Source organism: Aeromicrobium sp. Root472D3 (genome assembly GCF_001426485.1).
Lineage (GTDB): Bacteria > Actinomycetota > Actinomycetes > Propionibacteriales > Nocardioidaceae > Aeromicrobium.
This window is the reverse complement of sequence record NZ_LMET01000002.1, coordinates 36,418-58,414: the sequence shown is the minus strand read 5'-3', so window position 1 is coordinate 58,414 and position 21,997 is coordinate 36,418. Positions and strand designations below refer to the sequence as shown.

Below are 21,997 nucleotides of genomic sequence, written 5' to 3'. Positions count from 1 at the left end.
CCCTTCGACGTCGAGCCGGGCTCAGCTCGTGCGGTCGTGCGGGGTCGTGCGCTTGACGCCGGAGTCGGCGTCCTCGCCGTCCCACGGCTTCTGCGCCTTGCGCGCGTGCGACAGGAACGAGCGGCACAGGAAGAACGTCGCGACGATCAGGATGCAGACGATGCCGAGCGCGACCCAGCCGGGCTTGACGTCGTTCGGGTCGAGCGGCTTGTCACGGGTGCCCGCAGCAGCGAGGTTCGCCAGAAGGACGTATGCGTTCATGCCTGCATTCTACGCCCGGAACCCTGGCAGGACTCAGTCGGCCGGCACGGCCTCCGGCAGCTCGGCATCGGGCGGGGAGCCGGGACGCGAGACCGTCAGCACGGCCTCGACCACGGCCTCCTCCTGCTCGAGCCGCGCCTCGAGGGACCGCAGCTGGTCGGCGACGCTCGACTCCGTCGCGTCCCCGACCAGGTCGACGCTCGCGACGATGTAGACGCGGTGCGGTCCGACGAACTCGATGTGCAGGTAGCCGACGCTCGACACCTCGCCCATCGAGGCGATGCGCTCGCGCACGACGTCGCGGACAGGCTGCGCGACCTCCATGCCCACCAGGAACCGGCGGTTGCGGTCGATCAGCACGAACGCCACGACGGCCAGCAGCACGCCCACGAGGATCGAGCCGATCGCGTCGTAGACGGGCGACCCGGTCGCCTGGTGCAACCCGATGCCGGCCGCGGCGATCACCAGGCCGGTCAGCGCGGCGGCGTCCTCGGCGAAGACGGCCCGCAGCGTCGGGTCGGACGTCTCGAGGACGTGCTGGAGCACGGCGTCGTCGACCCGGCGGGCCTCGCCGCGCACCTGGCGCAGCGCCTGTGCGAACGACGTCCCCTCGAGCACGAAGGCGATGCCGAGCACGACGTAGGCGATCGTGTAGTTCTCGGCGGCCTCGTCGGCCGTCAGCTGCTGCACGCCGTGCGTGATCGACACGACGGCGCCGGCCACGAACAGCCCGACCGCGGCGAACATCGACCACACGTACGCCTCGCGGCCGTACCCGAGCGGGTGCTGGCGGTTGGGACGACGCCGCGAGCGACGGTCGGCCACCAGCAGGAACACCTCGTTGCCGGTGTCGGCCCACGAGTGCGCGGCCTCGGCGACCATCGAGGCCGATCCCGTCAGGACCGCCGCGACGGTCTTGGCGAGCGCCACCAGCGCATTGGCCGCGAAGGCCAGGACGACGGTGACGTTCACGATCGTGCTCCCCGCGCGCTCAGCGCAGCCCGGCGAACAGGTCCGTCTCGGGCAGGGACGTCTCGACCTTCGCGTCGACGAGCTGGTAGTCCTCGCTGGGCCACGCCTCGGCCTGGATCTCGCGCGGGATGGAGAAGAACCAGCCGTCGGGGTCGATCTGCGTCGCGTGGGCCAGCAGGGCGGCGTCGCGGACCTCGAAGTACTCGGCGCACTCGACCTGCGTCGTCATGCGGGCCTCGTCCTCGGGCTTGCGCTCCCAGTCCTTGAACCGCTCGGCGTAGGGGTTCTCGAGACCGTGCTCCTCGCACGCCTTCGCGATGGCCTCCATCTTCGCGTAGCTCCAGCCCAGGTGGTAGTAGAGCTTCGAGACCTGCCACGGCTCGCCGGCGTCCGGGTAGCGTGTCGGGTCGGCGGCGGCCTCGTAGGCCTCGACGCTGACCAGGTGGCACATGATGTGGTCGGGGTGCGGGTACCCGCCGTTCTCGTCGTACGTCGTCAGCACGTGCGGCTTGAACGACCGGATCAGGCGCACGAGGGGCTCGGCGGCCTCCTCGACCGAGACCAGGCCGAAGCAGCCCTCCGGCAGCGGCGGCTTGGGGTCGCCCTCGGGCCAGCCCGAGTCGACGAATCCGAGCCAGTCCTGCGTGACGCCGAGGATCTCGCGGGCGCGGTCCATCTCCTCGCGGCGGATCTCGGTGATCAGCTCGGGGTCGTCCTCGATGCCCGGGTGCTGGAACTGCGGGTTCAGGATCGACCCGCGCTCGCCGCCCGTGCAGGTGACGACGTGGACGTCGACCCCCTCGGCGACGTACTTCGCGGTCGATGCCGCACCCTTGCTCGACTCGTCGTCGGGGTGGGCGTGCACGTGCATGAGGCGGAGCTTCTCGGCCACGGTTCTCCTTCTAGGGCGTGCGCAAATCCTTGCACCTGTCCGAACACCGGGTCGCGCCCGGGTGTTCCGCGTGGTCCGAGAGGCCCTCAGGGTGCGAGTGGGTGCCGCCTGAGACACTGGTGGACGTGACCGACCTCAGCTCCCGCTACGGATCCCGCCAGCGCCCTCGTTGGTTCTGGCCTGCGATCGCGGCGGTCGGCATCACGCTGGGCATCGCCTTCGCCGCGTGGGTCGGCTTCCAGAAGGATCCCGTCACGGGGCGCCTGTGGGGGTACGAGGTCGTCAGCGACTCCAAGGTCGAGGTCAAGCTCGACGTCATCCGCCCCGACCCCCTGGCCGTCACGTGCTCGGTCTACTCGCAGGCCGAGGACCACTCGATCGTCGGCGAGAAGACCGTCGACATCCCGGCGTCCGACCGCGAGAAGGTCCGCGTGCTGATCGACATCGAGACCGAGCGCAGAGGCGTCAACGGCGTCCTGAGAACGTGTGTGCCCACTGATTGAGTGCTAGCCTTGCGAGTTCACCCCGGGCTGTTTCCCGGGGTGCCGCACGTAAAGGAGAGCTCACATGACTCAGCCCACAGAGACCGACACCATCTGGGTGACCCAGGAGGCGTACGACCGTCTGCAGCAGGAGCTCGAGCACCTGAAGGGTGACGTCTGGACCGACATCACCACCAAGATCGCCGCGGCCCGCGACGAGGGCGACCTCAAGGAGAACGGCGGCTACCACGCCGCCCGCGAGGAGCAGGGCAAGACCAAGGCCCGCATCGACCAGCTCGAGAGCATGCTGCGGCGCGCCGAGGTGGGCGACAAGCCCGCCGACGACGGCACGGTCGAGGCCGGCATGATCGTCACGATCCGCTTCGAGGGCGACACCGACACCGAGGAGTTCCTCCTCGGCTCGCGCGAGCTGCTGAGCATGGACTCCAACGTCGAGATCGACGTCTACTCCCCCACGTCGCCGCTCGGCGCGGCGATCGTCGGCAAGAAGGTCGGCGACTCCGCCGCCTACGAGACGCCCAACGGCAAGAGCCTGACGGTCGAGATCGTCGCCGCCAAGCCCTTCTGACCCCGGCTCAGAGCAGCTGGTAGCCCAGCTGCGTCAGCTGGGTGATGACGTCGGCGCGGTCCTGCGGGCCGCGCGTCGCGACCCGGATGTCGACGTCGACCTGCCGCACTGGCAGCGACTCCGACGCCCGGTCGTGGTTGACGTCGAGCACGTTGACCTGCATCGCGGCGAGGTCGCCGAGCAGCCGCATGAGCTCACCCGGACGGTCGGAGATGCGCGCCCGGAAGCTCAGGAACCGGCCGGCCGCGACGAGGCCGTGACGGATGACGTCGAGCAGCACCAGGGCGTCGATGTTGCCTCCCGACAGCACCGCCACGACGGGCCCCTCGAACTCGGTGGGACGGTCGAGGACCGCGGCGACCGCTGCCGTCCCGGCCGGCTCGACGAGCATCTTGGCCCGCTCCAGCAGGTGGACCAGCGCGGTGCTCATCGCGTCCTCGCTGACGGTGATGACCTCGTCGAGGTGCTCGTCGATGATCCCGAACGGGATGTCGCCGGGCTGCGCGACCGCGATCCCGTCGGCCATCGTGACGCCCATCGTCGCCGTGACGGGGTGGCCGGCCGAGATCGACGCGGGGTACGCGGCGGCGTCCTCGGCCTGCACGCCGATGATCCGCAGGTCGGGGCGCTCGGTGCGCAGCAGCGCGACGCCGGCGGCCAGGCCGCCGCCCCCCAGGGGCACGAGGATCGTCCGCACGTCGGGGCACTGCTCCAGCACCTCGAGGCCGAGCGTGCCCTGCCCGGCGACGATGTCCTCGTGGTCGAACGGGTGGATCAGGACGGCCCCGGTGCGCTCGGCGAACTCGCGGGCGGGAACGAGCGCCTCGGTGACGCCCGACCCGTGGAAGCGCACCTCGGCGCCGTAGCCCTCGGTCGCGGCCACCTTGGGCAGCGCCGCACCGACCGGCATGAAGATCGTGGCCTTCGCGCCCAGCAGCGACGCGGCCAGCGCGACACCCTGGGCGTGGTTGCCGGCGCTCGCCGCGACGACGCCCCGAGCCCGCTCCTCCGGCGTCAGCCGCGCGATGCGGACGTAGGCGCCGCGGATCTTGAACGACCCCGTGCGCTGCAGGTTCTCGGCCTTCAGGAAGACGTCCTGGCCGGTTCTCGAGCTCAACCAGCGCGAGTGGGCCATCGGGGTGATCTCGGTGACTCCGTCGAGCAGCCCACGGGCGGCTCTCACATCGCTCAGGTGCACCACGTCAACGTAACGCGTGTGCCAGAATCGCCGCCATGTTCCCGGAGGCGCACGAGACCACGATCGACGGTGTCCCGGCGTTCTGGACCGAGATCGACGAGTCACCACAGGTCACGATGACCTTCGGCGTCGGGATGCGCGACGAACCGCCCTCGCTGTCCGGTGTCACGCACCTGCTGGAGCACCTGCTGTTCTCGTCGATGGAGCCATCGCCCCTGCTCGCCAACGGTGCGACCGGACCCAGCGTCCTGAGACTCACGGCGAGCGGCACGCCGAGCGAGCTGGTCGACTTCGTCCACGCCGTGACGAGAGCCGTTCGAACGCTGGACGCCCTGCCCGGTGCCGAGGTCGACCGCGAGAAGCGGGTGCTGGAGGCCGAGACGACCGACCACTACGCGCAGCCGGCCTGCACTCTCCTGGCCCACCGGTTCGGATACGCGGGCATCGGCAAGTCGAGCGGTGGCACGGTCGCCCTCCCCTTGCTGACGCTCGACGACGTCGTCTCCTGGGCTGGGACGCACCTGACCCGGGACAACCTGGTGCTGAGCTTCGTCGGCCCCCCTCCCGAGGGCATCGAGATCGATCTGCCGAGCGGTGTCCCGGCGCCCCGCCCCGTCGAGACGGACAGCGTCGGTGTCCCGACCGTCGTGCCGTCCGAACGGCACCACCTGGCGTTCTCGATCGTGACGACGCCGGCCATGGCCTCGCACGTCGCGTGCGTCCTCGACCACGAGATCCTGGGCGACCTGCGTCAGCTCGACGGATTGATCTACTCGACGGACACGTACCTCACCGACATCGATGAGGGACGCACGGCGCTGGACGTCCATCTCGATCCCCTCCCCGAGCAGACGATCCCCGCCCTCGAGCGTCTGCTCGCCGTCCTGCACCGGTTGCGGGACGACGGCGTCTCCCGCGAAGCCGTGGAGTACTCGCTGCGCAGCCTGCGGGACGCGAGCGCCGACCGGGCCTCCTGCGGGCACCAGCTGCTCCGCGAGCTGGCCCACAGCCACGTCCTGGGAGTCCCCGCACACACTCCCCGCGCGGCAGCAGCCATGGCGCAAGCCGTGACGCCCGCGGCGGTGACCGAGGCGCTGCGCGGGGCCCTGGGCGGCCTGCTGATCGCCGTCGACGACGAGCAGACGGTCCCGGAGACCGTCACGGGGCCGAACGGGCTCGCGGTCCGGTCCCTCGACCTGTGGGTCGACTCGGGCGCCGAGCGCCCGGGTCCCGGCGCGGTCCGGTGGCGAGCGCGGCGCCGAGGCGCCCTGCCCGGCTTCCGGCTGGCGCTGGACGCGAACTGCCTGTGGCTGTCGGCGCGCGGGCTGGAGCAGCGCGTGCCGCTCGACACGCTGGCGTTCGCATCGCATCGCGGCGACGGCTGGATCGGACTGCTCGACCACGACGGCCGGAGTGCCGGGATCGACATGACGGACTTCCGCCGGGGACGTGACATCCTCGATGAGCTCGCGAAGCGGCTGCCGGTCGGTCTGGTGCGTGCCACGCCACACCCGTGACCACTTGGTTGCGTGGCGCAACTGATATATGCTTGCGTCATGCAACGAGTGATGGCGACACCCACCGAGGCGCTCTCCGCCGAGGACGCCGTGCTGCGATTCGTGATGGCGATGGGCCGACGCTTCCGTGCGCGCATCGACGGCGACACGGTCGATCCGTCGCAGGCGGCGATCCTGTACACCCTGTCGTGCCGCGGATCGATGCGCCTGGGCGACCTCGCCGAGTCGATGCGGCTGGACGCCTCGACCGTGTCCCGTCACGTGCAGCAGCTCGGCGACCACGGCCTCGTGCGCCGCGACCCCGATCCGGCGGACGGCCGGGCCAGCATCGTCGACGTCACCGACGACGGCCGCGCCGCGCTGGCCCTGACGTTCGACCAGCGTCGCGCCTTCGTCACCGACGCGATGTCGGGCTGGAGCGACGACGACCGCGAGCGCCTGCGCGACGACATCCAGCGGCTGACCGCCGACCTCGGCGACGTCTGACCCGGCATCGCGCCGCACCACCCTCAGGGACGGTCGCGCGCCGGCAGCCGGTCGACGACCAGGTCGTACGAGTCCTCGACGAGCTCCTCGAGCAGGCCCGGCGGCAGGGTGCCGTCGAGCTGCACGGTGACCCAGTGCTTCTTGTTCATGTGGTACCCGCGGCTGACGGCCTCGTAGGTCTCGACCAGCCCCGTGACGTCCTGCGGCTCGGCCTTGAGGTTGATGCTCTGACCACGGTCGACGCCCGTCAGCGCGAAGATGCGCCCGCCGACCTTGTAGACCGCGGTGTCCTCGCCGAACGGGAACGTCAGCGTCGCGCCGGGCATCGCGGCGCACAGGGCGTGGACGTCCACGGCGTCACGCCGGCTCGGGCTCGAGCCCGACGTCGTCCTCGGGGTCGTCCTGGTAGTCCTGCGCCACCGACACGAGGTGCTTCACGACGCCGTTGAGGCAGGCCGCCAGCGGCACCGCGATCAGGGCGCCGACGACGCCCGCCACCGTGACGCCGGCCGCGATCGCGATGATGATCGCGAGCGGGTGGACCGCGACGAGGCGACCCATCAGGAACGGCTGCAGCACGTGCGACTCGAGCTGCTGGATGGCCACCACGACGAGCAGCATGAACAGCGCCGTCCAGGGCCCCTGCGCCACGAGGGCCACGAGCACCGCGACCATGCCCGACAGCAGCGCGCCGATGATCGGGACGAAGGCACCGAGGAAGACCAGCACGCCGATCGCGAACGTCAGCGGGACGCCGAGCAGGTAGGCGCCCAGCGCGATGCCGACGGCGTCGGTGAAGGCCACGATGACGGTCGCGCGCACGAAGGCGACCAGCGACGTCCACGCGGTGTGGCCCGACGAGTCGATGCGGTCGCGGGCCGACCGCGGGAACAGCGCGACGACCCAGCTCCAGATGCGATCGCCCTCGTACAGGAAGAAGAACGCCGAGAACAGGGCGATGAAGAAGCCCGCCAGCACGTGCGTCAGGGTCGAGCCGAGCTCGCCGACCCGCGCCACGACCGACGTGTCGCTCGACGCGATCGACTCCCTGGCGCTGTCGATGTAGCCCTGGATCTGGTTGTCGGTGAGGTTGAGCGGACCGGTCTTGGCCCAGTCCTGCACCTGCGAGATGCCCTCCACGACGTTGGACCGCAGCTCGCTGACCTGCGTCGACAGCTGCTGGCCCACCAGCGCCAGCGCCCCGAAGAACGCCACGAGCATCGCGATGACGACGATGAACGTGGCCAGGACGCGCGGCAGGCCCTTGTCGTCGAGCCAGTTGACGGCGTTGACCGTCAGGGCCGTGCCGAGCAGGGCGACCGCGACGGGCACCGTGATCTCGGAGAAGAAGCGCAGCAGGAACAGCCCCACGCCGCCCGCGGCGGCGATCACCAGCAGCCGCCATGCCCAGGCCGTCGCGATCTCGACGCCGGGCGGGACCTGATATCTCTCGCTCACTGGGCCTCACTCCTCGTCGGACACAGTAACCGCAGAGGAACGCTCGGCGCTCACCGAGAGTTGTCATGGTGTGATGCCGTTCCGACCCGCGACCGTCCCGCTCGTCCTCGCCGCCACCCTGATGGCGTCGTGCACGTCCACCGCCTCCTCGCCGGACGACGTCGACCCGGCGACCGCTGCCCCGCCGTCCGCCACCCCCGCGGCCGAGCCGACGCCCGAGCCCAACCCGTACGCGCAGCGCTCCGCGGAGTTCCGGGGGCGGCAGCTGCTGCTCGCGGCGCGCAGCGGCGACGCCGACAAGATCGCCCTGCTCGTCGAGGCGGGCGTCGACCTCGAGACCCGCGACGAGCGTGAGCGGACGGCCCTGCTGCTGGCCGTGACGGACGACCGCGTCGACGCCGCACGGGCCCTCGTCGCGGCCGGCGCCGACCCCGACGCCCTCGACGACCGGCACGACACGCCGTGGCTCGTCACCGGGGTCACGGGCAGCGTCGCGATGGCCCGGGTGCTGCTCGCCGCCGACACCGACGTGACGATCCGCAACCGCTTCGGCGGCGTCTCGCACATCCCCGCCAGCGAGCGGGGGCACGCCGACTACGTCGCCTTCGTGCTCGACGCGACCGACATCGCCGTCGACCACGTCAACGACCTCGGCTGGACGGCCCTGCTGGAGGCGGTGATCCTGGGGAAGGGAACAGAACCCTGGCAGCGGATTGTTGAATCTCTCGTGGAGCACGGCGCCGACGTGTCGATCGCCGACCGCGACGGGGTCACCGCCCTGCAGCACGCCCGGCGGCTCGGGTTCACCGAGATCGCCGACATCCTCGACCGGGCTCCAGCCTGACCACTCCCACCACCATCACCGTCACGAGAGGCGGAACACCATGATCTTCGGACGCAGCAAGTCAGAGCTCCCCACCCCCGAGTCGGCCCTCCCCGGCCGCGAGGGACGCCAGTTCCAGGTCGGCGGCCAGCACCTCGTGCTCGGCACGCCCGTCGAGACGCAGGTGCCGGACGGCTACCAGTCGGCCGTGTTCGGCCTCGGTTGCTTCTGGGGCGAGGAGAAGACGTTCTGGGAGGTCCCCGGCGTCTGGTCGACGTCCGTGGGCTACGCCGGCGGGCAGACCCCGAACCCGACGTACGACGAGGTGTGCTCCGGTCGCACGGGCCACGCCGAGGTCGTCCGCGTCATCTGGGACCCGGCCAAGCTGACGTTCCACGACCTGCTCAAGACGTTCTGGGAGAATCACGACCCCACGCAGGGCATGCGTCAGGGCAACGACCGCGGCACGCAGTACCGCTCGGTCGTCCTGACCACGACCCCCGAGCAGCAGGCCGAGGCCGAGGCGTCGCGCGACGCCTACCAGCTGAAGATGACCGAGGCCGGCTACGGCGAGATCACGACGTCGATCCTGCCCCTCGAGCGCTACTACTACGCCGAGGACTACCACCAGCAGTACCTCGTCAAGAACCCCTTCGGCTACTGCCCGCTGCACGCGACGGGCGTCGCCTACAGCAGCTGAGCAACCGCTCGCACCTCGACGGGGAACATCACGGTCACCTGGTGGCCGGGATGTTCCCCGTTCGCACGTGCGGGCCCGGACGCGGCTAGCGTCGGGGCATGGCCTTCACCCGCGCGGAGCTGGAGTCGTTCGCGGGGCGGACGATCCCCGACCTGCTGCCCGACGACCTGCGCCTGCTGTTCGTCGGCATCAACCCCGGGCTCGTCAGCGCCGCGACCGGGATGCACTTCGCCCGGCCCGGCAACCGCTTCTACCCCGCGCTGCGGCTGGCCGGGATCATCCCCGACGAGGCCGTGACGCCCGAGCTGGCGGCACCGGCTCTGATCGAGCGCGGTGTCGGCATCACCAACATCGTCGCCCGGGCCTCGGCGAGGGCGGACGAGCTGGACGACGTCGAGCTGCTCGACGGACGGGTGCGGCTCGAGGCGCTGATCGAGTCGCGGCGCCCGCGCGTCGTCGCCTTCGCGGGCATCACCTCGTACCGCATCGCGTACGGCGAGAAGAAGGCCGCACCGGGCCTGCAGGAGCGCACGCTCGGCGGTGCGCAGGTGTGGGTCGTGCCGAACCCCAGCGGCCTGAACGCTCACGAGACCGTCACCTCGCTGGCGGACGCCTACCGTGCGGCCGCTGCCGCCGCAGGCGTCGTCTAGCGCTTGTCGCGCTGCCGCTCGACCATCTCGGCGGCGACGCGGTCGGCCCCGCCGATGCGCTGGAGCGTCGCCGACAGCGTCGGGAAGATGCCGCCGATCGCGGTGCCGACCCGCAGCTCGAGGGGTGCGACGACCACCTCGGCGCGATCCTTGACGATGGCGCTCACGACCTGCCGGGCGACCTGCTCGGGGCTGACGGTGCGCACGCCCGCCGGCAGCGTGGCGCCCGACTCGGCGAACATCCCCGCCTCGCGGACGAAGCCCGGCTCGACGATCGACAGCCCGACGCCGTGCGGCGCGAGGTCCTGGCGGAACCCGAGCGAGAAGCCCCGCAGAGCGAACTTGGTGGCGTTGTACATCGCGGCGTTGCCGGTGGCCACCTTGCCCGCGACCGAGCCGATCATCACGATGTGCCCGCGCCCGCGCTCGACCATGCCGGCCGCGGTGTCACGCGCCATCAGCATCGGCGCCTCGACGTTGACGGCGAGGTTGCGACGGATCTGCTCGTGCGTGTACTCCAGCAGCGCGCCCGACCCGGGCAGCGCGGCATTGGCGACCAGCACGTCGAGGTCACCGGCCTCGACCAGCAGCCGCCGGACGTCGTCGGGATCGGCCAGGTCGGCCACCACGACGCCCGCGCCGAGCTCGGAGGCCAAGGGGTCGAGGACATCGCGCCGACGTCCGCTCAGCACCAGCTCGCACCCCTGCGCGGCCAGCGTCCTGGCGATCGCCTGACCGATGCCGCCCGTCGCGCCCGTGACGAGCGCGCGGGCCCCCTGCAGCTCGAAGCCCATGCTGATCCTCTCGACGTCCGGACCGCCAGCGTAGGACGCATCGGGAGCCGGGACCTGCCACCTAGGCGGAGTCGGCGACCTTCAGCACCTCGGGCATGACGTCGTACACCGCGAGCACCAGCGTGCGGACCGCCTGCGCCACGGTCTGGCCGGACGGTGTCAACGCGTAGTCGACGTGCAACGGCGTGGTCGACTGCACGCGACGGTCGACGAGCCCGTCGCTCTCGAGCGACTTCAGCGTCTGCGACAGCATCTTCTCGCTGATGCCGCCGATCGTGCGTCGCAGCTCGCCGAACCGAGCCGGCTCGGACGACAGCGCGGTCAGCGTCAACGACCCCCACTTGCTGGTGACGTGCTCGAGCACGGCCCGCGACGGGCACGCGCCTGCCATCACGTCGAACGGACGGTCATCACGGTCTGCCACGGTGCCTCCTCAGGATGAGACCATGCTATCACTTGGTTAGCACTATCGAATAGTTGGCGCTAACGAATAGTGAGCGTATGCTCGACCCCGGCCCGCGGATCGACCGCCCGCCGGAAAGGACCTCCCATGACCATCGCCGTCACCGCCGCCACCGGACAGCTGGGCTCGCTCGTCGTCGACTCGCTGCTCGCCCGCGTCCCCGCCTCCGAGATCGTCGCCGTCGTCCGCGACGCCGCCAAGGCGCAGCCGCTCGCCGACCGGGGCGTCACCGTCCGCGTCGCGGCCTACGACGACGCAGCCGCTCTCGTGACCGCGTTCGAGGGCGTCGACAAGGTGCTGCTGATCTCGGGCAACGAGTTCGGCCAGCGGCTCGCGCAGCACCAGAACGTCATCGACGCCGCGGCCGCCCAGGGCGTCTCGCTGCTGGCGTACACGAGCGCACCCGCCGTCGACACCTCCACGCTGCCCGTCGCCCCCGAGCACCTGGCGACCGAGCAGTACCTCGCGACGTCCGACCTCGACGTCGTCCTGCTGCGCAACGGCTGGTACCACGAGAACTACCTGACCAGCGTCGACGCGGCGCGCCACACCGGCGCCGTCCTGACCAGTGCCGGCGAGGGCAAGGTCTCGAGCGCGGCCCGCGCCGACTTCGCCGAGGCCGCCGCCGTCGTGCTGACGACCGACCAGCCGCTCAAGCCCGTCTACGAGCTCGGTGGCGACGTGGCGTGGTCGCAGGCCGATCTCGCCTCGACGCTCAGCGACGTGCTCGGCACGCCGGTCACGGTGAACGAGGTCTCGCCCGAGGAGCAGGCCGCGACCCTCGCCACCGCCGGCGTCCCGCCGATGTGGGTCGACTTCACGGTCGCGACCGACGCCTCCATCGCGCGGGGCGAGCTCGAGGTCGACGGCGACGACCTCAGCACCCTGATCGGACGCCCGACGACCCCGCTGGCCGACTCGCTGCGCGCCGCGGTCTGACCCGCGAACGACGCGGCGGGCCTGACACCGTCGGTCCCCGCCGCTAGCGTCGGGTCATGGAGCAACGCATCAGTCTCATCACCCTCGGTGTCGCCGACCTCGCCCGCGCCCGCCGCTTCTACGAGGACGGGCTCGGGTGGGTCAAGGGCAACGACGAGGACGAGGTCGCGTTCTACCAGCTGAGCAACGGCCTGGTGCTGGCGATCTGGTCACGTGATGAGCTCGCCGCCGACGCCCGCACGACCGACACCGGTGCGACCTTCAGCGGCATCAGCATCGCGTTCAACACGCGCTCGCACGACGAGGTCGACGACGTGCTGGCAGCCGTGGAGGCCGCCGGAGGCGCCGTCACCAAGCCGGCCGAGGAGCAGGTGTGGGGCGGCTACTCCGGCTACTTCGCCGACCCGGACGGGCACCCGTGGGAGGTCGCCTACAACCCCGGCTGGTCGATCGACGAGACGGGGCACGTGCGGCTCTCGGCCGGCTGAGCCGGCTCGTCGGCGTCCGCCGCGGACGACGACGGCGTCCGCAGCGTCAGCCCCAGCCGGAAGCCCTCGGGCATGAGGGTCAGCCGCTCGGTGATCGACAGCTCGTACGCGGGGTCGTACGTCAGCTCGTAGCGGTGCAGCATGCGGGCCAGCACCAGGATCGCCTCGTGCAGCGCGAACTGGCGCCCGATGCACGACCGCTCCCCCGTGCCGAACGGCTTGTACGTCTGCGTCGGACGCCCGCGGGAGTTCTCGGGCAGGAAGCGGTCGGGGTCGAACTCGTCGGCCGTCTCGCCCCACACCGACGGATCGCGGTGCACCGCCGGCAGCAGCACGAGGGCCCAGTCCTGCGGACGCATGACGTGACCCGACGCGAGGGTCGTCGTCTCGCGGGGGCTCCGCGCGTACGCCGGCGCGGTGGGCCACAGCCGCAGCCCCTCGTCGAGCACCCGCCGCAGGAACCGGAACTTGGCCACCTGCCCGAACGTCGGCTCGACGTCGCGGTCGGGGCCGAGGATGCGGTCGACCTCCTCGTGCGCGCGGGCGAGCAGGTCGGCGTCGCGCGACAGGTAGTACAGCGCGAACGACAGCGCCCCCGACGTCGTCTCGTGCCCGGCCACCAGGAACGTCAGGATCTGGTGGCGGATGTTGACGTCGTCGAGCCGCGCCCCCGTCTCCGGGTGCGGCGTGTGCAGCATGATGCCGAGCAGGTCGCGGTCGTCGACGTCGGTCGAGGCCCGGCGGGTCGCGATGATGTCGTCGAGCAGGCGGTCGACGTACTCCTGGTGGTGGGCGTTGCGGCGGTCGATGCGCTTGGCCATGAGGCCCGCCCCCGGCATGGAGTTCAGCGTGCCCTTGCGCTGCCCCGCCCGCAGGGCCGCGATCATGGCCGGGATGAACGGGTGCGGCTCGTCACGGGTGAAGGAGCCGAAGTCCTGGCTGAAGGCCGTGCGGCTGATGGTCTCCATGGTCAGCTTCGTCATGTCGGCCGACACGTCGACGGGCTCGGTGGCGACGTCCCAGTGGTCGAACAGCTCCTGCGCCGCCGCCAGCATCACGGGATGGTAGCGCTGCATCGAGTCGCGCATGAACGCCGGCCGCAGCAGGTCGTGCGCCAGCGCCCAGTCGGTCTCGTCGTTGTAGGCCGTGAAGAGGCCGGCGCCCGCGAACTCGCGCAGCGCGACCAGGGCCGGCGAGAGGGCCTTCTCGAAGCGGCTCTCGTCGGCCAGCTCGGCCGCCAGCTCGGCGCCCGTGACGACGACGAACTTCTGGTCGAAGATCTTGAGCTCGAAGATCGGGCCGAGACCCTTCGACCGCTCCAGCGAGCTCTGCAGGGGCTTGCGAGGGTCGGCCCCCAGCACGTCGCCGACCAGGGGCCGCCGTCCGGGCGGGTGCGGGAAGCTCTGGCCGTCCCAGTCGTTGCGCATGATCCGACCCCGTCCCTCGCCGTCCTGCCTAGAGCCCGCCGCGCTTGCTGGCGGCCGCCACGATCCGCTGGTAGCCCGAGCCCGTGACGCGCACCAGCGCGTCGAGGGCCTTGGCGTCCGGGCCGATCAGCACCCGTGCCCGATTCTTCTCGACGCCGGCGAGGATGACCTCGGCGGCCCGCTCGGGGGTCGTGCGCGCCAGCTTGTCGAACGACGAGGCCAGCTTGTCGTGGTCGAGGCCCTCGACCTGCTCGCTGTTGCGGGCGATGTTGGTCTTGATGCCGCCGGGGTGCACGCAGGTCACCTTGACCGGCCGCCGGTCGTTGATCATCTCCTGGCGCAGCGCCTCGGTGAAGCCCCGCACCGCGAACTTCGCGGCGTTGTAGGCACTCTGCTTCGGCACGGCGAACAGGCCGAAGATGCTCGAGATGTTGACGACGTGACCGTCGCCGGACGCGATGAGGTGGGGCAGGAACGCCTTGGTGCCGCTGACGACGCCCCAGAAGTCGACGTCCATCACGCGGTCGATGTCCTTGAACGACATCTGCTCGATGCTGCCGGTGAACGCGATGCCCGCGTTGTTGAACACCAGGTGCACGACCCCGAAGTGCTGCGCGACGGTGTCGGCGTACTCGAGGACGAGCTCGCGCTGCGAGACGTCGAGGGTGTCGGACCGCACCTCGGCGCCGGCCGCGGCGACCATCGCCTCGGTCTCGGACAGGCCCGCGACGTCGACGTCGCTGATGGCCAGCCGCGCACCACGCCGTGCCAGCTCGACGGCCAGCGCTCGTCCGATGCCCGATGCCGCGCCGGTGACGACGGCGACCTTGCCGGTGAAGTGGGTCATGACGAGCCTCTCGATCTCACATACCAACGGTATCTGAGATCGACGGTACCAGACCGGGGCGCTAGCCGACAGAGCGTCGACGCGGCGTCAGGCGCACCTCGGGCAGCGGAGGCGCCGGGATGACCTTGCCGTCGTGCCCGTCGACGTGGCCGAAGCGCTCGGCGGCGGCCTGCCAGTCGTCGCGGGCCAGGACGATGTCGTCGTGCGACCGTCCGATGAAGTTCCACCACATGACGAGCTCCTCGTCGAACGGCTCGCCGCCGATCAGCAGGAGCGTCGTGGCAGCGGGCACCTGCACGCCGACCTGCGAACGTCCGGGCGCGAGGTAGCGCAGCTCGCGGCGGGCGACCTCGACACCGTCGACGACGACCGGCCCGTCGACGGCCAGGACCGCGTGCTCGAAGTCGGGACGCAGCGGGATCGTGGACGCCCCGGGCTCGACCGAGAGCTCGGCACCGACGATCGGCGTGTACGTCGTGGCGGGTGACGAGGCGCCACCGAGCTCGCCCAGGAGCACGGTCGCCGTCCACCCGTCGCCCTCGGCGACCGGCAGGTCGGGGTGGTGCTCGAACCCTGCCGGGCCGTCGAGCGCGCCGGCCGGCAGGGCCACCCACAGCTGGATGCCGTGCATCGGCGCGTCGGGGTCGCCGACCGAGAACTCCGAGTGCGAGACGCCGTCGCCGGACGTCATCAGGTTCAGCTCGCCGGGCTTGAGCACGACGTCGCTGCCGAGGCTGTCGCGGTGCCGGATCTCGCCCGCGAGGGGCCACGTGACGGTCTGCAGGCCCGTGTGCGGGTGCGGCAGCACCGCCATGGGGTGGCTGGTGGGTCCGAAGTGGTCGACGAAGCACCACGCCCCCACCGTCGGGAAGCCCTTCTGCGGCAGCGTGCGGTGCACCGTGAGGCCGCGCAGGCCACCGAGGGGCACCTCGCGGGCCCCGAGCGTCAGGTCGTGGGTCATGCCAGGAGCGTACGACGCAGCTGGTCGAGCGAGGCCGAAGTTCCGCCCACCTCGACGAACCAGCCCTCGACCCCGGCCGGGTGCTCGTCCCACACGTCGAGGACCGCGTCGATCGCCTCGGGCGACACGTGCGCGAAGCCCGGCGGGTAGGTGTGTCCCGGCGCCGCCGACGCGGGGGCGGACGTCGGCGGGCGCAGTCGGCGGTCGATCTCGACGAGCGCGTGCTCGGTGAGCCGGTAGTCGTGCAGCACCTCGTCGCGCGGCACGCCCACGAGGCGCAGCAGCAGGGCGACGGCGATGCCGGTGCGGTCCTTGCCGGCCGCGCAGTGGATCAGGACCGTGCCGGTCTCGCGCGACACCTCGTCGACCAGGCGGACGAGCTCGTGCGCGGCGTCGTCGAGCACGATGCGGTAGAGCATCGCCAGGCTCTCGGCAGGAGCGACACCGGGGCGCAGCGCCGCCAGCAGCGGCACGTTGACGACGCGCGAGCCGGCCGCCTCGAGGGGGTGACCTGCCCGAGACTCGCTGGGCGACCTGAGGTCGATCACGAGGGCCGGCGGCCAGTCGTGCCCGTCGGGGCCGTGGTCGTCGGCGTGGGGCACGGCGCTGCGCAGGACGCGACCCGTCGCGACGGTGCGCCCGTCGGTCGTGGGGCGGCCGCCGATGTCGCGGAGGTTGGGCGTCAGATCGGGCACGCGGCCACTCTAGGGGCGGGGAGAGACATCTCACGTCGGGACGTCCCGAGTCGATCGTGCCGTCCGCCGCATCGTAAAATCGGTTTATGGTCCGTCCCCGTCGAGCAGCCACGACTGCACTCATCGGCAGCGGAGCCACCATCACCGGTTTCTACGGGTTCCTGATCGGCGAGGCCGTGCTCGCCCGCCGCGCGATCGGCACGACCGACGAGCGTCCGCCGCTGCCCGACGGCACCTACGGCGACGACCTGCCGGGCCAGACCATCCGACTGCTCGTGATCGGCGACTCGGCCGCGGTGGGCTACGGCATGACGACCGCCGAGGCGACGCCGTCGGCGATGCTGGGCATCGGTCTCGCGCACGTCATGGACGCACCCGTCGAGGTGCGGTGCCGCGCCGTCGTGGGCGCGCAGACGTCCGAGCTGATGCAGCAGATCGCCGAGGTCGACGGCTGGCAGCCGCACGTCGCGGTCATCGTCGTCGGCACCAACGACGTGACGCACCAGGTGCCGCCCAGCACGTCGGCCCGCCAGCTCGGCGACGTCGTGCGGCACCTCGTGGCCGCCGACTGCGAGGTCGTGGTGGGCACGACCCCCGACCTCGGCTCGGTGCGGCCCATCATGCAGCCGCTGCGCTCCGTGGCCCGTCGCTGGAGCCGCAACCTGGCCCGCAAGCAGACCGTCGCCGTCGTCGGCGCGGGCGGGCGGGCCGTGTCGCTGGGCGACCTGCTCGGCAACCTGTTCACCGAGAACCGCGACATCATGTTCGGTCTCGACCGCTTCCACCCGTCCGAGACGGGCTACGCCAACATGGTCTCGGTCATGGTGCCGGCGGTCGCCGCGTCGCTGCGCGAGCGCGCCCGCACCCTGGCGTACGCGGGCTACGCCTCGACCGAGCGTCCCCGCGACCTCATGTCGGTGCGCGAGGCGGCCGCCGAGGCCGCCGAGAACGCAGGCACCCAGGTCGTCCAGGACGGTGCCGCCCAGGGTGGCCGCTGGGCCACCGTGCTGCGCCGCCGCCGCGCCGGCTGACGCCTGCCGGTCCACCCCCGCCCCGCCCGGACGTCATCACGCCTGGGGCAGCCTGGGTACTGACGTGATGACGTCCCCGCGGGCGACGGAAAAGACCGATGGCCGGCCCCCGAGGGGACCGGCCATCGTCAGTGGTTCAGCTGCGCTCAGTCGCCACGCAGGATCGCGAGGATGCGCAGGATCTCGATGTAGATCCAGACCAGCGTGACGGTCAGGCCGAAGGCCACCCGCCAGGACTCGCGCTCGGGCAGGCCGGCCTGGATGCCCTTCTCGGCGTAGTCGAAGTCGAGGATCAGGCAGAAGGTCGCGTAGACGACCAGCGCGCAGGAGACCAGCAGGCCGAGGGTGTTGAACCCGCGCAGGCCGCCCGACTCGAAGACGCCGGTCAGGCTCAGCACCATGTTGATCAGCAGCACGCCGACGATCGCGAAGCCCGAGATCATCATGACCTTGCGGAACTTGTCGGTCACCTGGATGTTGAAGAACTTGTACGCGGCCAGGGTGCCGGCGAAGGCGACGACCGTGCCGAGGACCGCCTGGAAGACGATCGAGGTCTCGCCGACGTACGCCGCGATGACCTTCGAGAAGGCGCCGATGAAGACACCCTCGAACACCGCGTAGGCGAGCACCAGCGCGGGGCTGACGACCTTCTTGAACGAGTTGACCATCGCCAGCACGAAGCCGATGAGCGCACCGGCCATCGCGAACGTCGCGGCCTTGCCCATCACGGCCTCGCCGGTGGTGGGGTCGATGACGTCGCCGATCGCGAACCACGTGACGGCTGCGGCGACGACGAGCAGACCCAGCGTGATCGCGGTCTTCTCGACGACCGAGTCGATCGTCATGCGGCCGGTGCCGGGCTGGGTGTGCGTGGGCGAGCCGTTGAGGTCGACCTGCCACTGGGACGGGTCGTTGGCGATCGCGCCGCCGCGGCCGTTGAACTCGGCGCTGCGGGCGAAGACAGGGTTGCTGCTCTTCATGTTTCCCTCCGTGGGATGGCTCCGAAGATGGAGTCGTTGGTCCTACCCTATCCAACGCTTCCGACAGGCTGTTTGATCCCGAAACAGTCGTTGGGTGTTGCAACCTCTTCGGGCACCGCGGGCCTCACCCGTGGACGTCGTGCAGGTGGTGCACGACGTCGTGCAGGAAGTACGTCGACAGCGTCGCGACCGTGAAGACCGAGCCGTTGCTGCGCCGCCCCGTGCGGCTCCACGCGTCGTCCGGCACGGCTGCGAACGTCTCGGCGACGGCACGCCCCGCGACGTCGAGCTGCGACGCCACCTCGGACGGCAGCTGCGCGGCGTAGTCGTCCTCGATCGCCGTGACGTCCTGGTCCCAGTTCTCGAACTCGGGGTCGTCGCCGTCGAGCATGAGCCGCACCCGGCGGTCGAAGACGACGAACACGTCACGCACGTGGCACGCGTACTCGAGCGGCGACCAGGTGGCCGGGGCCGGACGCTCGCGCGCCTCGACGCGCCCCAGCACGTCGCGCCACCGGGGCAGCACGTCGAGCACCCCGTCGGCCACCGCCGTCGGGTCGACCTGCGCGGCGTCGAAGCCGCACGAGGGGCAGGGCCGCTCGAGCACCCACGTCCAGTCCTTGGTGTCAGGCTCGATGTCCACGCGTCTACGCTAGCGCGCGTGGAACCCGCCCCCTATCGCACCGAGCCCGTCTCGTTCACCCGCCGCGGCGGACGCCTGTCCGAGCGGCAGCAGGCCGCGTGGGACGCGCTCGCGACGACCTACGTGGCCGAGGCGCCCGACAACGGACCGACGACGTCCATCGACCCGTCGTACGTGCTCGACACGACGGCCCTCTTCGGCCGCGAGGCCCCGCTCGTCGTCGAGATCGGGACGGGCCGCGGCGAGGCGATCGTCCACGCCGCCCACGAGCACCCCGACCAGAACTTCCTCGGCCTCGAGGTCTACGTGCCCGGCGTCGCGCAGACGCTCGTGACGATGCGCCACCGCGGGGTCGAGAACGTCCGGCTCATGATCGTCAACGCCGCCGAGGCGCTCGGCACGATGCTCCCGCCCGCGTCGGTGCACGACCTGCGCGTCTGGTTCCCCGACCCGTGGCACAAGAAGCGGCACAACAAGCGCCGCCTCGTGACGCCGTCGTTCGCCGCCCTCGCGGCCCGGGTCGTCGAGCCCGGCGGCACGTGGCGTCTCGCGACCGACTGGCAGGAGTACGCCGACCAGATGCGGGACGTGCTGGCGGGCAGTCCCGACTTCGAGTTCAGCGGCACGTGGGCACCGCGGTTCGCGGGTCGTCCGATGACGCGGTTCGAGCACAAGGGCCTGCAGGTCGACCGCGACATCCGCGACCTCGAGGCCGTCCGCCGACCCCTCTGAGCATCGACCGGGACGTCGTCGCGACCCCCTAGGATGTGGCCATGAGCACCGACGTGACGAACGCCGAGAAGCTGCGCATCTCCGACGGATTCGTGGTGTGGGTCATCGGGACGACGGTCGAGGAGACCTCGCTGCTCGATCCGATGCCCGAGGGCGCCGAGATGATCGAGACCCGCGACGAGGAGGAGCCCGAGCCGGTCGACGCCGCGATCCTGTTCGCCGACGAGCGCACGCAGCTGGCCGACAGCTTCGACGAGGTGCTGCCGCAGCTGGGCTCGATCCCCGTCGTCTGGGTCGCGTTCCCCGTCCACGACGACCAGATCGGCGAGGACGCGATCCAGGAGCTCGTGGCCGACTACGGCTGGTACGCCGTCGAGTCGATCCTGCTCGACGACTCCTTCGCCGCCCTGCGCATCGAGCAGGAGTAGCACTGCGCCGGTCGACCGCTCAGGGCTCGCGGACGAACCTGCTGATCCACACACCGGGCGGCACCTGCTCGTCGCCCGCGTGGTCGAAGCCGTGCGCCGCGTACAGCGCGGTCGCCGGGACGTTGTCGCGTCCCGTCGCCACCTCGACCGTCCGGCCGTCGGCGACCTCCAGCACCCGGCGCAGCAGGGCCGAGCCGATCCCGCGACGCACCGCCGACGGGGCGACCATGACCTTGACCAGGTCGACGCGGTGGGGGCCGGAGGTCCACGCAGCGGCGCCGACGAGGTCGACGCCGTCCCACGCCGTGAGCCACCGCCCACGCCACGCGGCGAGCGCGTGCTCGTCCTCCTGCAGCGGTGGCAGCCGGTCGTCGCCGATCAGGCCCGCCTCGACGGCGTAGGCCTCGCGCTGCAGCGAGAGCAGCGCCGCGACGACGTACGGGTCGGCCGCGGGGTCGGGCGCGGAGAGGATCATCGACGTCCCTCCTCCCGGCCCGGTGCCCCGCAGCCTAGCGCCTACCAGCGCGGGTGGATCGACGATCGCAGCAGACGGTCGTAGACGTCGTGCACGCCGGCGTCGAAGCCGTCCGGCAGGACGACCGAGGCCGCGGCCGCGTTGCCCCGCGCCTGCTCGACGTTGCGCGCGCCGGGGATCGCGGCCGTGACGCCGTCCTGCGCGAGGATCCACGCGATGGCCGCCTCGGCGGGCCGGACGCCGTCGGGCACGAGCCCGCCGAACTCGCGCGCCGCCCGGACGCCGGTCTCGAAGTCGACGCCCGAGAACGTCTCGCCGACGTCGAACGCCTCGCCCGAGCGGTTGTAGGTGCGGTGGTCGTCGTCGGCGAACGTCGTCTGCTCGGTGTAGCGGCCCGACAGCAGGCCCGATGCCAGCGGCACGCGGGCGATGATGCCGACGCCCGCCTCGCGCGCGGCCGGCAGCACCTCGTCGAGCGGCTTGAGCCGGAACGCGTTGAGGATGATCTGGACGCTGGCGACGTTCGGGCGGGCGATCGCGGTCAGCGCCTCGTCGACGGTCTCGACGCTGACGCCGTAGGCGGCCATGACCTTCTCGTCGACCAGCGTGTCGAGGTCGTCGAAGACGCGGTCGTCGGAGAAGACGGCGGTCGGCGGGCAGTGCAGCTGCACGAGGTCGAGCGTGTCGACCCCCAGGTTGCCGCGCGACCGGTCGGTCCACGTGCGGAAGTTGTCCATCGTGAAGTGCACGGGGTCCTGCTCGGCGCGGCGGCCCATCTTGGTCGCGACGAAGACGTCGAGCTCGGGGCGGCTGCGCAGGTACTCGCCGATGATCTGCTCGCTGCGCCCGTCGCCGTACACGTCGGCGGTGTCGAAGAACGTCACGCCCTCGTCGACCGCGGCGTCGAGCACGGCGGCGGCGTCCTCCTTCGTGACGTCGCCCCAGTCGGCGCCGAGCTGCCAGGTGCCGAGGCCGACCACCGAGACGTCCCGTCCTGTGCGTCCGAGCGTGCGTGCCTGCATGGTGGTGCTCCTTCGAGATGGGGTGGAGCAACCACCCTAGGCAG

The 21,997-nt window shown here is 71.3% G+C and carries 28 protein-coding genes; 12 read left to right on the top strand and 16 right to left on the bottom strand.

Annotated features, from left to right (window positions below; all coding sequences use genetic code 11):
- Positions 1–21 precede the first annotated feature (21 nt).
- Genes ASD10_RS15100 through mca form a run of 3 tightly spaced genes read right to left on the bottom strand, consistent with a single transcriptional unit; the run spans position 22 to position 2,125 of the window.
- On the bottom strand, positions 22–261 hold the full coding sequence (locus ASD10_RS15100; RefSeq protein ID WP_056610764.1) for a hypothetical protein: 240 nt from the start codon (positions 259–261) through the stop codon (positions 22–24).
- 33 nt (positions 262–294) lie between these two features.
- Positions 295–1,233 carry a cation diffusion facilitator family transporter gene (locus tag ASD10_RS15095; RefSeq protein ID WP_235502040.1) on the bottom strand — a complete coding sequence of 313 codons (939 nt, stop codon included), beginning with the start codon at positions 1,231–1,233 and terminating at the stop codon, positions 295–297.
- Between the two features lie 19 nt (positions 1,234–1,252).
- Positions 1,253–2,125 (bottom strand): mycothiol conjugate amidase Mca, encoded by an 873-nt coding sequence (gene mca / locus ASD10_RS15090; RefSeq protein WP_056610760.1) that lies wholly within the window; start codon positions 2,123–2,125, stop codon positions 1,253–1,255.
- Between the two features lie 125 nt (positions 2,126–2,250).
- On the opposite strand from mca, the gene ASD10_RS15085 reads away from it, so the two are divergent.
- Both ASD10_RS15085 and greA read left to right on the top strand, forming a co-directional pair.
- Positions 2,251–2,628, top strand: coding sequence for a DUF4307 domain-containing protein (locus ASD10_RS15085; protein WP_162248865.1), 378 nt, complete (start codon positions 2,251–2,253; stop codon positions 2,626–2,628).
- A 64-nt stretch (positions 2,629–2,692) separates the two neighbouring features.
- Positions 2,693–3,196, top strand: coding sequence for a transcription elongation factor GreA (gene greA / locus ASD10_RS15080; protein ID WP_056610754.1), 504 nt, complete (start codon positions 2,693–2,695; stop codon positions 3,194–3,196).
- Positions 3,197–3,203: 7 nt separating this feature from the next.
- Here greA and ilvA read toward each other — a convergent pair whose 3' ends face one another.
- Positions 3,204–4,394, bottom strand: coding sequence for a threonine ammonia-lyase (ilvA, locus tag ASD10_RS15075; RefSeq protein ID WP_235502038.1), 1,191 nt, complete (start codon positions 4,392–4,394; stop codon positions 3,204–3,206).
- A gap of 35 nt (positions 4,395–4,429) precedes the next feature.
- Between ilvA and ASD10_RS15070 the strand changes: the two genes are divergently transcribed.
- Both ASD10_RS15070 and ASD10_RS15065 read left to right on the top strand, forming a co-directional pair.
- Positions 4,430–5,911 (top strand): pitrilysin family protein, encoded by a 1,482-nt coding sequence (locus ASD10_RS15070; protein ID WP_056610748.1) that lies wholly within the window; start codon positions 4,430–4,432, stop codon positions 5,909–5,911.
- Positions 5,912–5,950: 39 nt separating this feature from the next.
- Positions 5,951–6,397: a MarR family winged helix-turn-helix transcriptional regulator gene (locus ASD10_RS15065; protein WP_082556327.1), complete on the top strand. Its 447-nt coding sequence runs from the start codon at positions 5,951–5,953 to the stop codon at positions 6,395–6,397.
- A gap of 23 nt (positions 6,398–6,420) precedes the next feature.
- Here ASD10_RS15065 and ASD10_RS15060 read toward each other — a convergent pair whose 3' ends face one another.
- Complete coding sequence (locus ASD10_RS15060) at positions 6,421–6,750, bottom strand: MmcQ/YjbR family DNA-binding protein (protein WP_235502037.1); 330 nt, start codon at positions 6,748–6,750, stop codon at positions 6,421–6,423.
- Between the two features lie 4 nt (positions 6,751–6,754).
- Positions 6,755–7,855: an AI-2E family transporter gene (locus ASD10_RS15055; protein ID WP_056610742.1), complete on the bottom strand. Its 1,101-nt coding sequence runs from the start codon at positions 7,853–7,855 to the stop codon at positions 6,755–6,757.
- Between the two features lie 73 nt (positions 7,856–7,928).
- Between ASD10_RS15055 and ASD10_RS15050 the strand changes: the two genes are divergently transcribed.
- The 3 genes from ASD10_RS15050 (at position 7,929) to ASD10_RS15040 (ending at position 10,028) form a co-directional block, all read left to right on the top strand.
- Positions 7,929–8,699 carry an ankyrin repeat domain-containing protein gene (locus ASD10_RS15050; RefSeq protein ID WP_200938331.1) on the top strand — a complete coding sequence of 257 codons (771 nt, stop codon included), beginning with the start codon at positions 7,929–7,931 and terminating at the stop codon, positions 8,697–8,699.
- Positions 8,700–8,739: 40 nt separating this feature from the next.
- Positions 8,740–9,378, top strand: coding sequence for a peptide-methionine (S)-S-oxide reductase MsrA (gene msrA, locus ASD10_RS15045; protein ID WP_056610739.1), 639 nt, complete (start codon positions 8,740–8,742; stop codon positions 9,376–9,378).
- A 98-nt stretch (positions 9,379–9,476) separates the two neighbouring features.
- Complete coding sequence (locus ASD10_RS15040) at positions 9,477–10,028, top strand: mismatch-specific DNA-glycosylase (RefSeq protein WP_056610736.1); 552 nt, start codon at positions 9,477–9,479, stop codon at positions 10,026–10,028.
- Here ASD10_RS15040 and ASD10_RS15035 read toward each other — a convergent pair.
- Both ASD10_RS15035 and ASD10_RS15030 read right to left on the bottom strand, forming a co-directional pair.
- A complete protein-coding gene (locus ASD10_RS15035) occupies positions 10,025–10,822 on the bottom strand; it encodes an SDR family oxidoreductase (protein WP_056610733.1) in 798 nt (265 codons plus the stop codon). The genes ASD10_RS15040 and ASD10_RS15035 overlap by 4 nt on opposite strands.
- Before the next feature lie 61 nt (positions 10,823–10,883).
- Entirely contained in the window at positions 10,884–11,246 is a 363-nt protein-coding gene (locus ASD10_RS15030; protein ID WP_235502035.1) for a helix-turn-helix domain-containing protein, read from the bottom strand.
- A 126-nt stretch (positions 11,247–11,372) separates the two neighbouring features.
- Here ASD10_RS15030 and ASD10_RS15025 point away from each other — a divergent pair, with 126 nt between their 5' ends.
- Both ASD10_RS15025 and ASD10_RS15020 read left to right on the top strand, forming a co-directional pair.
- Positions 11,373–12,224: an SDR family oxidoreductase gene (locus tag ASD10_RS15025; RefSeq protein WP_056610726.1), complete on the top strand. Its 852-nt coding sequence runs from the start codon at positions 11,373–11,375 to the stop codon at positions 12,222–12,224.
- 56 nt (positions 12,225–12,280) lie between these two features.
- On the top strand, positions 12,281–12,712 hold the full coding sequence (locus tag ASD10_RS15020) for a VOC family protein (protein WP_056610724.1): 432 nt from the start codon (positions 12,281–12,283) through the stop codon (positions 12,710–12,712).
- Here the strand turns inward: ASD10_RS15020 and ASD10_RS15015 are convergent.
- The 4 genes from ASD10_RS15015 to ASD10_RS15000 all read right to left on the bottom strand — a co-directional run bounded on the left by ASD10_RS15015 (position 12,655) and on the right by ASD10_RS15000 (position 16,642).
- Positions 12,655–14,139 (bottom strand): cytochrome P450, encoded by a 1,485-nt coding sequence (locus ASD10_RS15015; RefSeq protein ID WP_056610722.1) that lies wholly within the window; start codon positions 14,137–14,139, stop codon positions 12,655–12,657. The genes ASD10_RS15020 and ASD10_RS15015 overlap by 58 nt on opposite strands.
- A gap of 28 nt (positions 14,140–14,167) precedes the next feature.
- Positions 14,168–14,986 carry an SDR family oxidoreductase gene (locus tag ASD10_RS15010; RefSeq protein WP_056610719.1) on the bottom strand — a complete coding sequence of 273 codons (819 nt, stop codon included), beginning with the start codon at positions 14,984–14,986 and terminating at the stop codon, positions 14,168–14,170.
- A gap of 61 nt (positions 14,987–15,047) precedes the next feature.
- Entirely contained in the window at positions 15,048–15,947 is a 900-nt protein-coding gene (locus ASD10_RS15005) for a pirin family protein (protein WP_056610717.1), read from the bottom strand.
- Positions 15,944–16,642 carry a tyrosine-protein phosphatase gene (locus ASD10_RS15000; RefSeq protein WP_056610714.1) on the bottom strand — a complete coding sequence of 233 codons (699 nt, stop codon included), beginning with the start codon at positions 16,640–16,642 and terminating at the stop codon, positions 15,944–15,946. Before ASD10_RS15000 ends, ASD10_RS15005 begins: the two co-directional genes overlap by 4 nt.
- An 86-nt stretch (positions 16,643–16,728) precedes the next feature.
- Between ASD10_RS15000 and ASD10_RS14995 the strand changes: the two genes are divergently transcribed.
- Positions 16,729–17,673 carry an SGNH/GDSL hydrolase family protein gene (locus ASD10_RS14995; protein WP_056610711.1) on the top strand — a complete coding sequence of 315 codons (945 nt, stop codon included), beginning with the start codon at positions 16,729–16,731 and terminating at the stop codon, positions 17,671–17,673.
- A 146-nt stretch (positions 17,674–17,819) separates the two neighbouring features.
- Here the strand turns inward: ASD10_RS14995 and ASD10_RS14990 are convergent, their stop codons facing one another.
- Both ASD10_RS14990 and ASD10_RS14985 read right to left on the bottom strand, forming a co-directional pair.
- On the bottom strand, positions 17,820–18,653 hold the full coding sequence (locus ASD10_RS14990) for a Bax inhibitor-1/YccA family protein (RefSeq protein ID WP_056610708.1): 834 nt from the start codon (positions 18,651–18,653) through the stop codon (positions 17,820–17,822).
- Between the two features lie 124 nt (positions 18,654–18,777).
- Complete coding sequence (locus ASD10_RS14985) at positions 18,778–19,296, bottom strand: DinB family protein (protein WP_056610705.1); 519 nt, start codon at positions 19,294–19,296, stop codon at positions 18,778–18,780.
- Positions 19,297–19,314: 18 nt separating this feature from the next.
- Between ASD10_RS14985 and trmB the strand changes: the two genes are divergently transcribed.
- Positions 19,315–20,028, top strand: coding sequence for a tRNA (guanosine(46)-N7)-methyltransferase TrmB (gene trmB, locus ASD10_RS14980; RefSeq protein WP_056610703.1), 714 nt, complete (start codon positions 19,315–19,317; stop codon positions 20,026–20,028).
- 41 nt (positions 20,029–20,069) lie between these two features.
- A complete protein-coding gene (locus tag ASD10_RS14975) occupies positions 20,070–20,456 on the top strand; it encodes a hypothetical protein (RefSeq protein WP_056610700.1) in 387 nt (128 codons plus the stop codon).
- Positions 20,457–20,475: 19 nt separating this feature from the next.
- Here the strand turns inward: ASD10_RS14975 and ASD10_RS14970 are convergent, their stop codons facing one another.
- Positions 20,476–20,931 carry a GNAT family N-acetyltransferase gene (locus ASD10_RS14970; RefSeq protein WP_056610697.1) on the bottom strand — a complete coding sequence of 152 codons (456 nt, stop codon included), beginning with the start codon at positions 20,929–20,931 and terminating at the stop codon, positions 20,476–20,478.
- Positions 20,932–20,972: 41 nt separating this feature from the next.
- Positions 20,973–21,953, bottom strand: coding sequence for an aldo/keto reductase (locus tag ASD10_RS14965; protein WP_056610693.1), 981 nt, complete (start codon positions 21,951–21,953; stop codon positions 20,973–20,975).
- Positions 21,954–21,997: the final 44 nt, after the last annotated feature.

Excerpts from the sequence above, each read along its gene's own strand:
- ASD10_RS15100 (WP_056610764.1), bottom strand. The coding sequence starts at position 261 with ATGAACGCATACGTCCTTCTGGCGAACCTCGCTGCTGCGGGCACCCGT.
- greA (WP_056610754.1), top strand. The coding sequence starts at position 2,693 with ATGACTCAGCCCACAGAGACCGACACCATCTGGGTGACCCAGGAGGCG.
- ASD10_RS15070 (WP_056610748.1), top strand. The coding sequence starts at position 4,430 with ATGTTCCCGGAGGCGCACGAGACCACGATCGACGGTGTCCCGGCGTTC.
- ASD10_RS15065 (WP_082556327.1), top strand. The coding sequence starts at position 5,951 with ATGCAACGAGTGATGGCGACACCCACCGAGGCGCTCTCCGCCGAGGAC.
- ASD10_RS15050 (WP_200938331.1), top strand. The coding sequence starts at position 7,929 with ATGCCGTTCCGACCCGCGACCGTCCCGCTCGTCCTCGCCGCCACCCTG.
- msrA (WP_056610739.1), top strand. The coding sequence starts at position 8,740 with ATGATCTTCGGACGCAGCAAGTCAGAGCTCCCCACCCCCGAGTCGGCC.
- ASD10_RS15040 (WP_056610736.1), top strand. The coding sequence starts at position 9,477 with ATGGCCTTCACCCGCGCGGAGCTGGAGTCGTTCGCGGGGCGGACGATC.
- ASD10_RS15035 (WP_056610733.1), bottom strand. The coding sequence starts at position 10,822 with ATGGGCTTCGAGCTGCAGGGGGCCCGCGCGCTCGTCACGGGCGCGACG.
- ASD10_RS15025 (WP_056610726.1), top strand. The coding sequence starts at position 11,373 with ATGACCATCGCCGTCACCGCCGCCACCGGACAGCTGGGCTCGCTCGTC.
- ASD10_RS15020 (WP_056610724.1), top strand. The coding sequence starts at position 12,281 with ATGGAGCAACGCATCAGTCTCATCACCCTCGGTGTCGCCGACCTCGCC.
- ASD10_RS15015 (WP_056610722.1), bottom strand. The coding sequence starts at position 14,139 with ATGCGCAACGACTGGGACGGCCAGAGCTTCCCGCACCCGCCCGGACGG.
- ASD10_RS15010 (WP_056610719.1), bottom strand. The coding sequence starts at position 14,986 with ATGACCCACTTCACCGGCAAGGTCGCCGTCGTCACCGGCGCGGCATCG.
- ASD10_RS15005 (WP_056610717.1), bottom strand. The coding sequence starts at position 15,947 with ATGACCCACGACCTGACGCTCGGGGCCCGCGAGGTGCCCCTCGGTGGC.
- ASD10_RS14995 (WP_056610711.1), top strand. The coding sequence starts at position 16,729 with ATGGTCCGTCCCCGTCGAGCAGCCACGACTGCACTCATCGGCAGCGGA.
- ASD10_RS14990 (WP_056610708.1), bottom strand. The coding sequence starts at position 18,653 with ATGAAGAGCAGCAACCCTGTCTTCGCCCGCAGCGCCGAGTTCAACGGC.
- ASD10_RS14975 (WP_056610700.1), top strand. The coding sequence starts at position 20,070 with ATGAGCACCGACGTGACGAACGCCGAGAAGCTGCGCATCTCCGACGGA.
- ASD10_RS14970 (WP_056610697.1), bottom strand. The coding sequence starts at position 20,931 with ATGATCCTCTCCGCGCCCGACCCCGCGGCCGACCCGTACGTCGTCGCG.
- ASD10_RS14965 (WP_056610693.1), bottom strand. The coding sequence starts at position 21,953 with ATGCAGGCACGCACGCTCGGACGCACAGGACGGGACGTCTCGGTGGTC.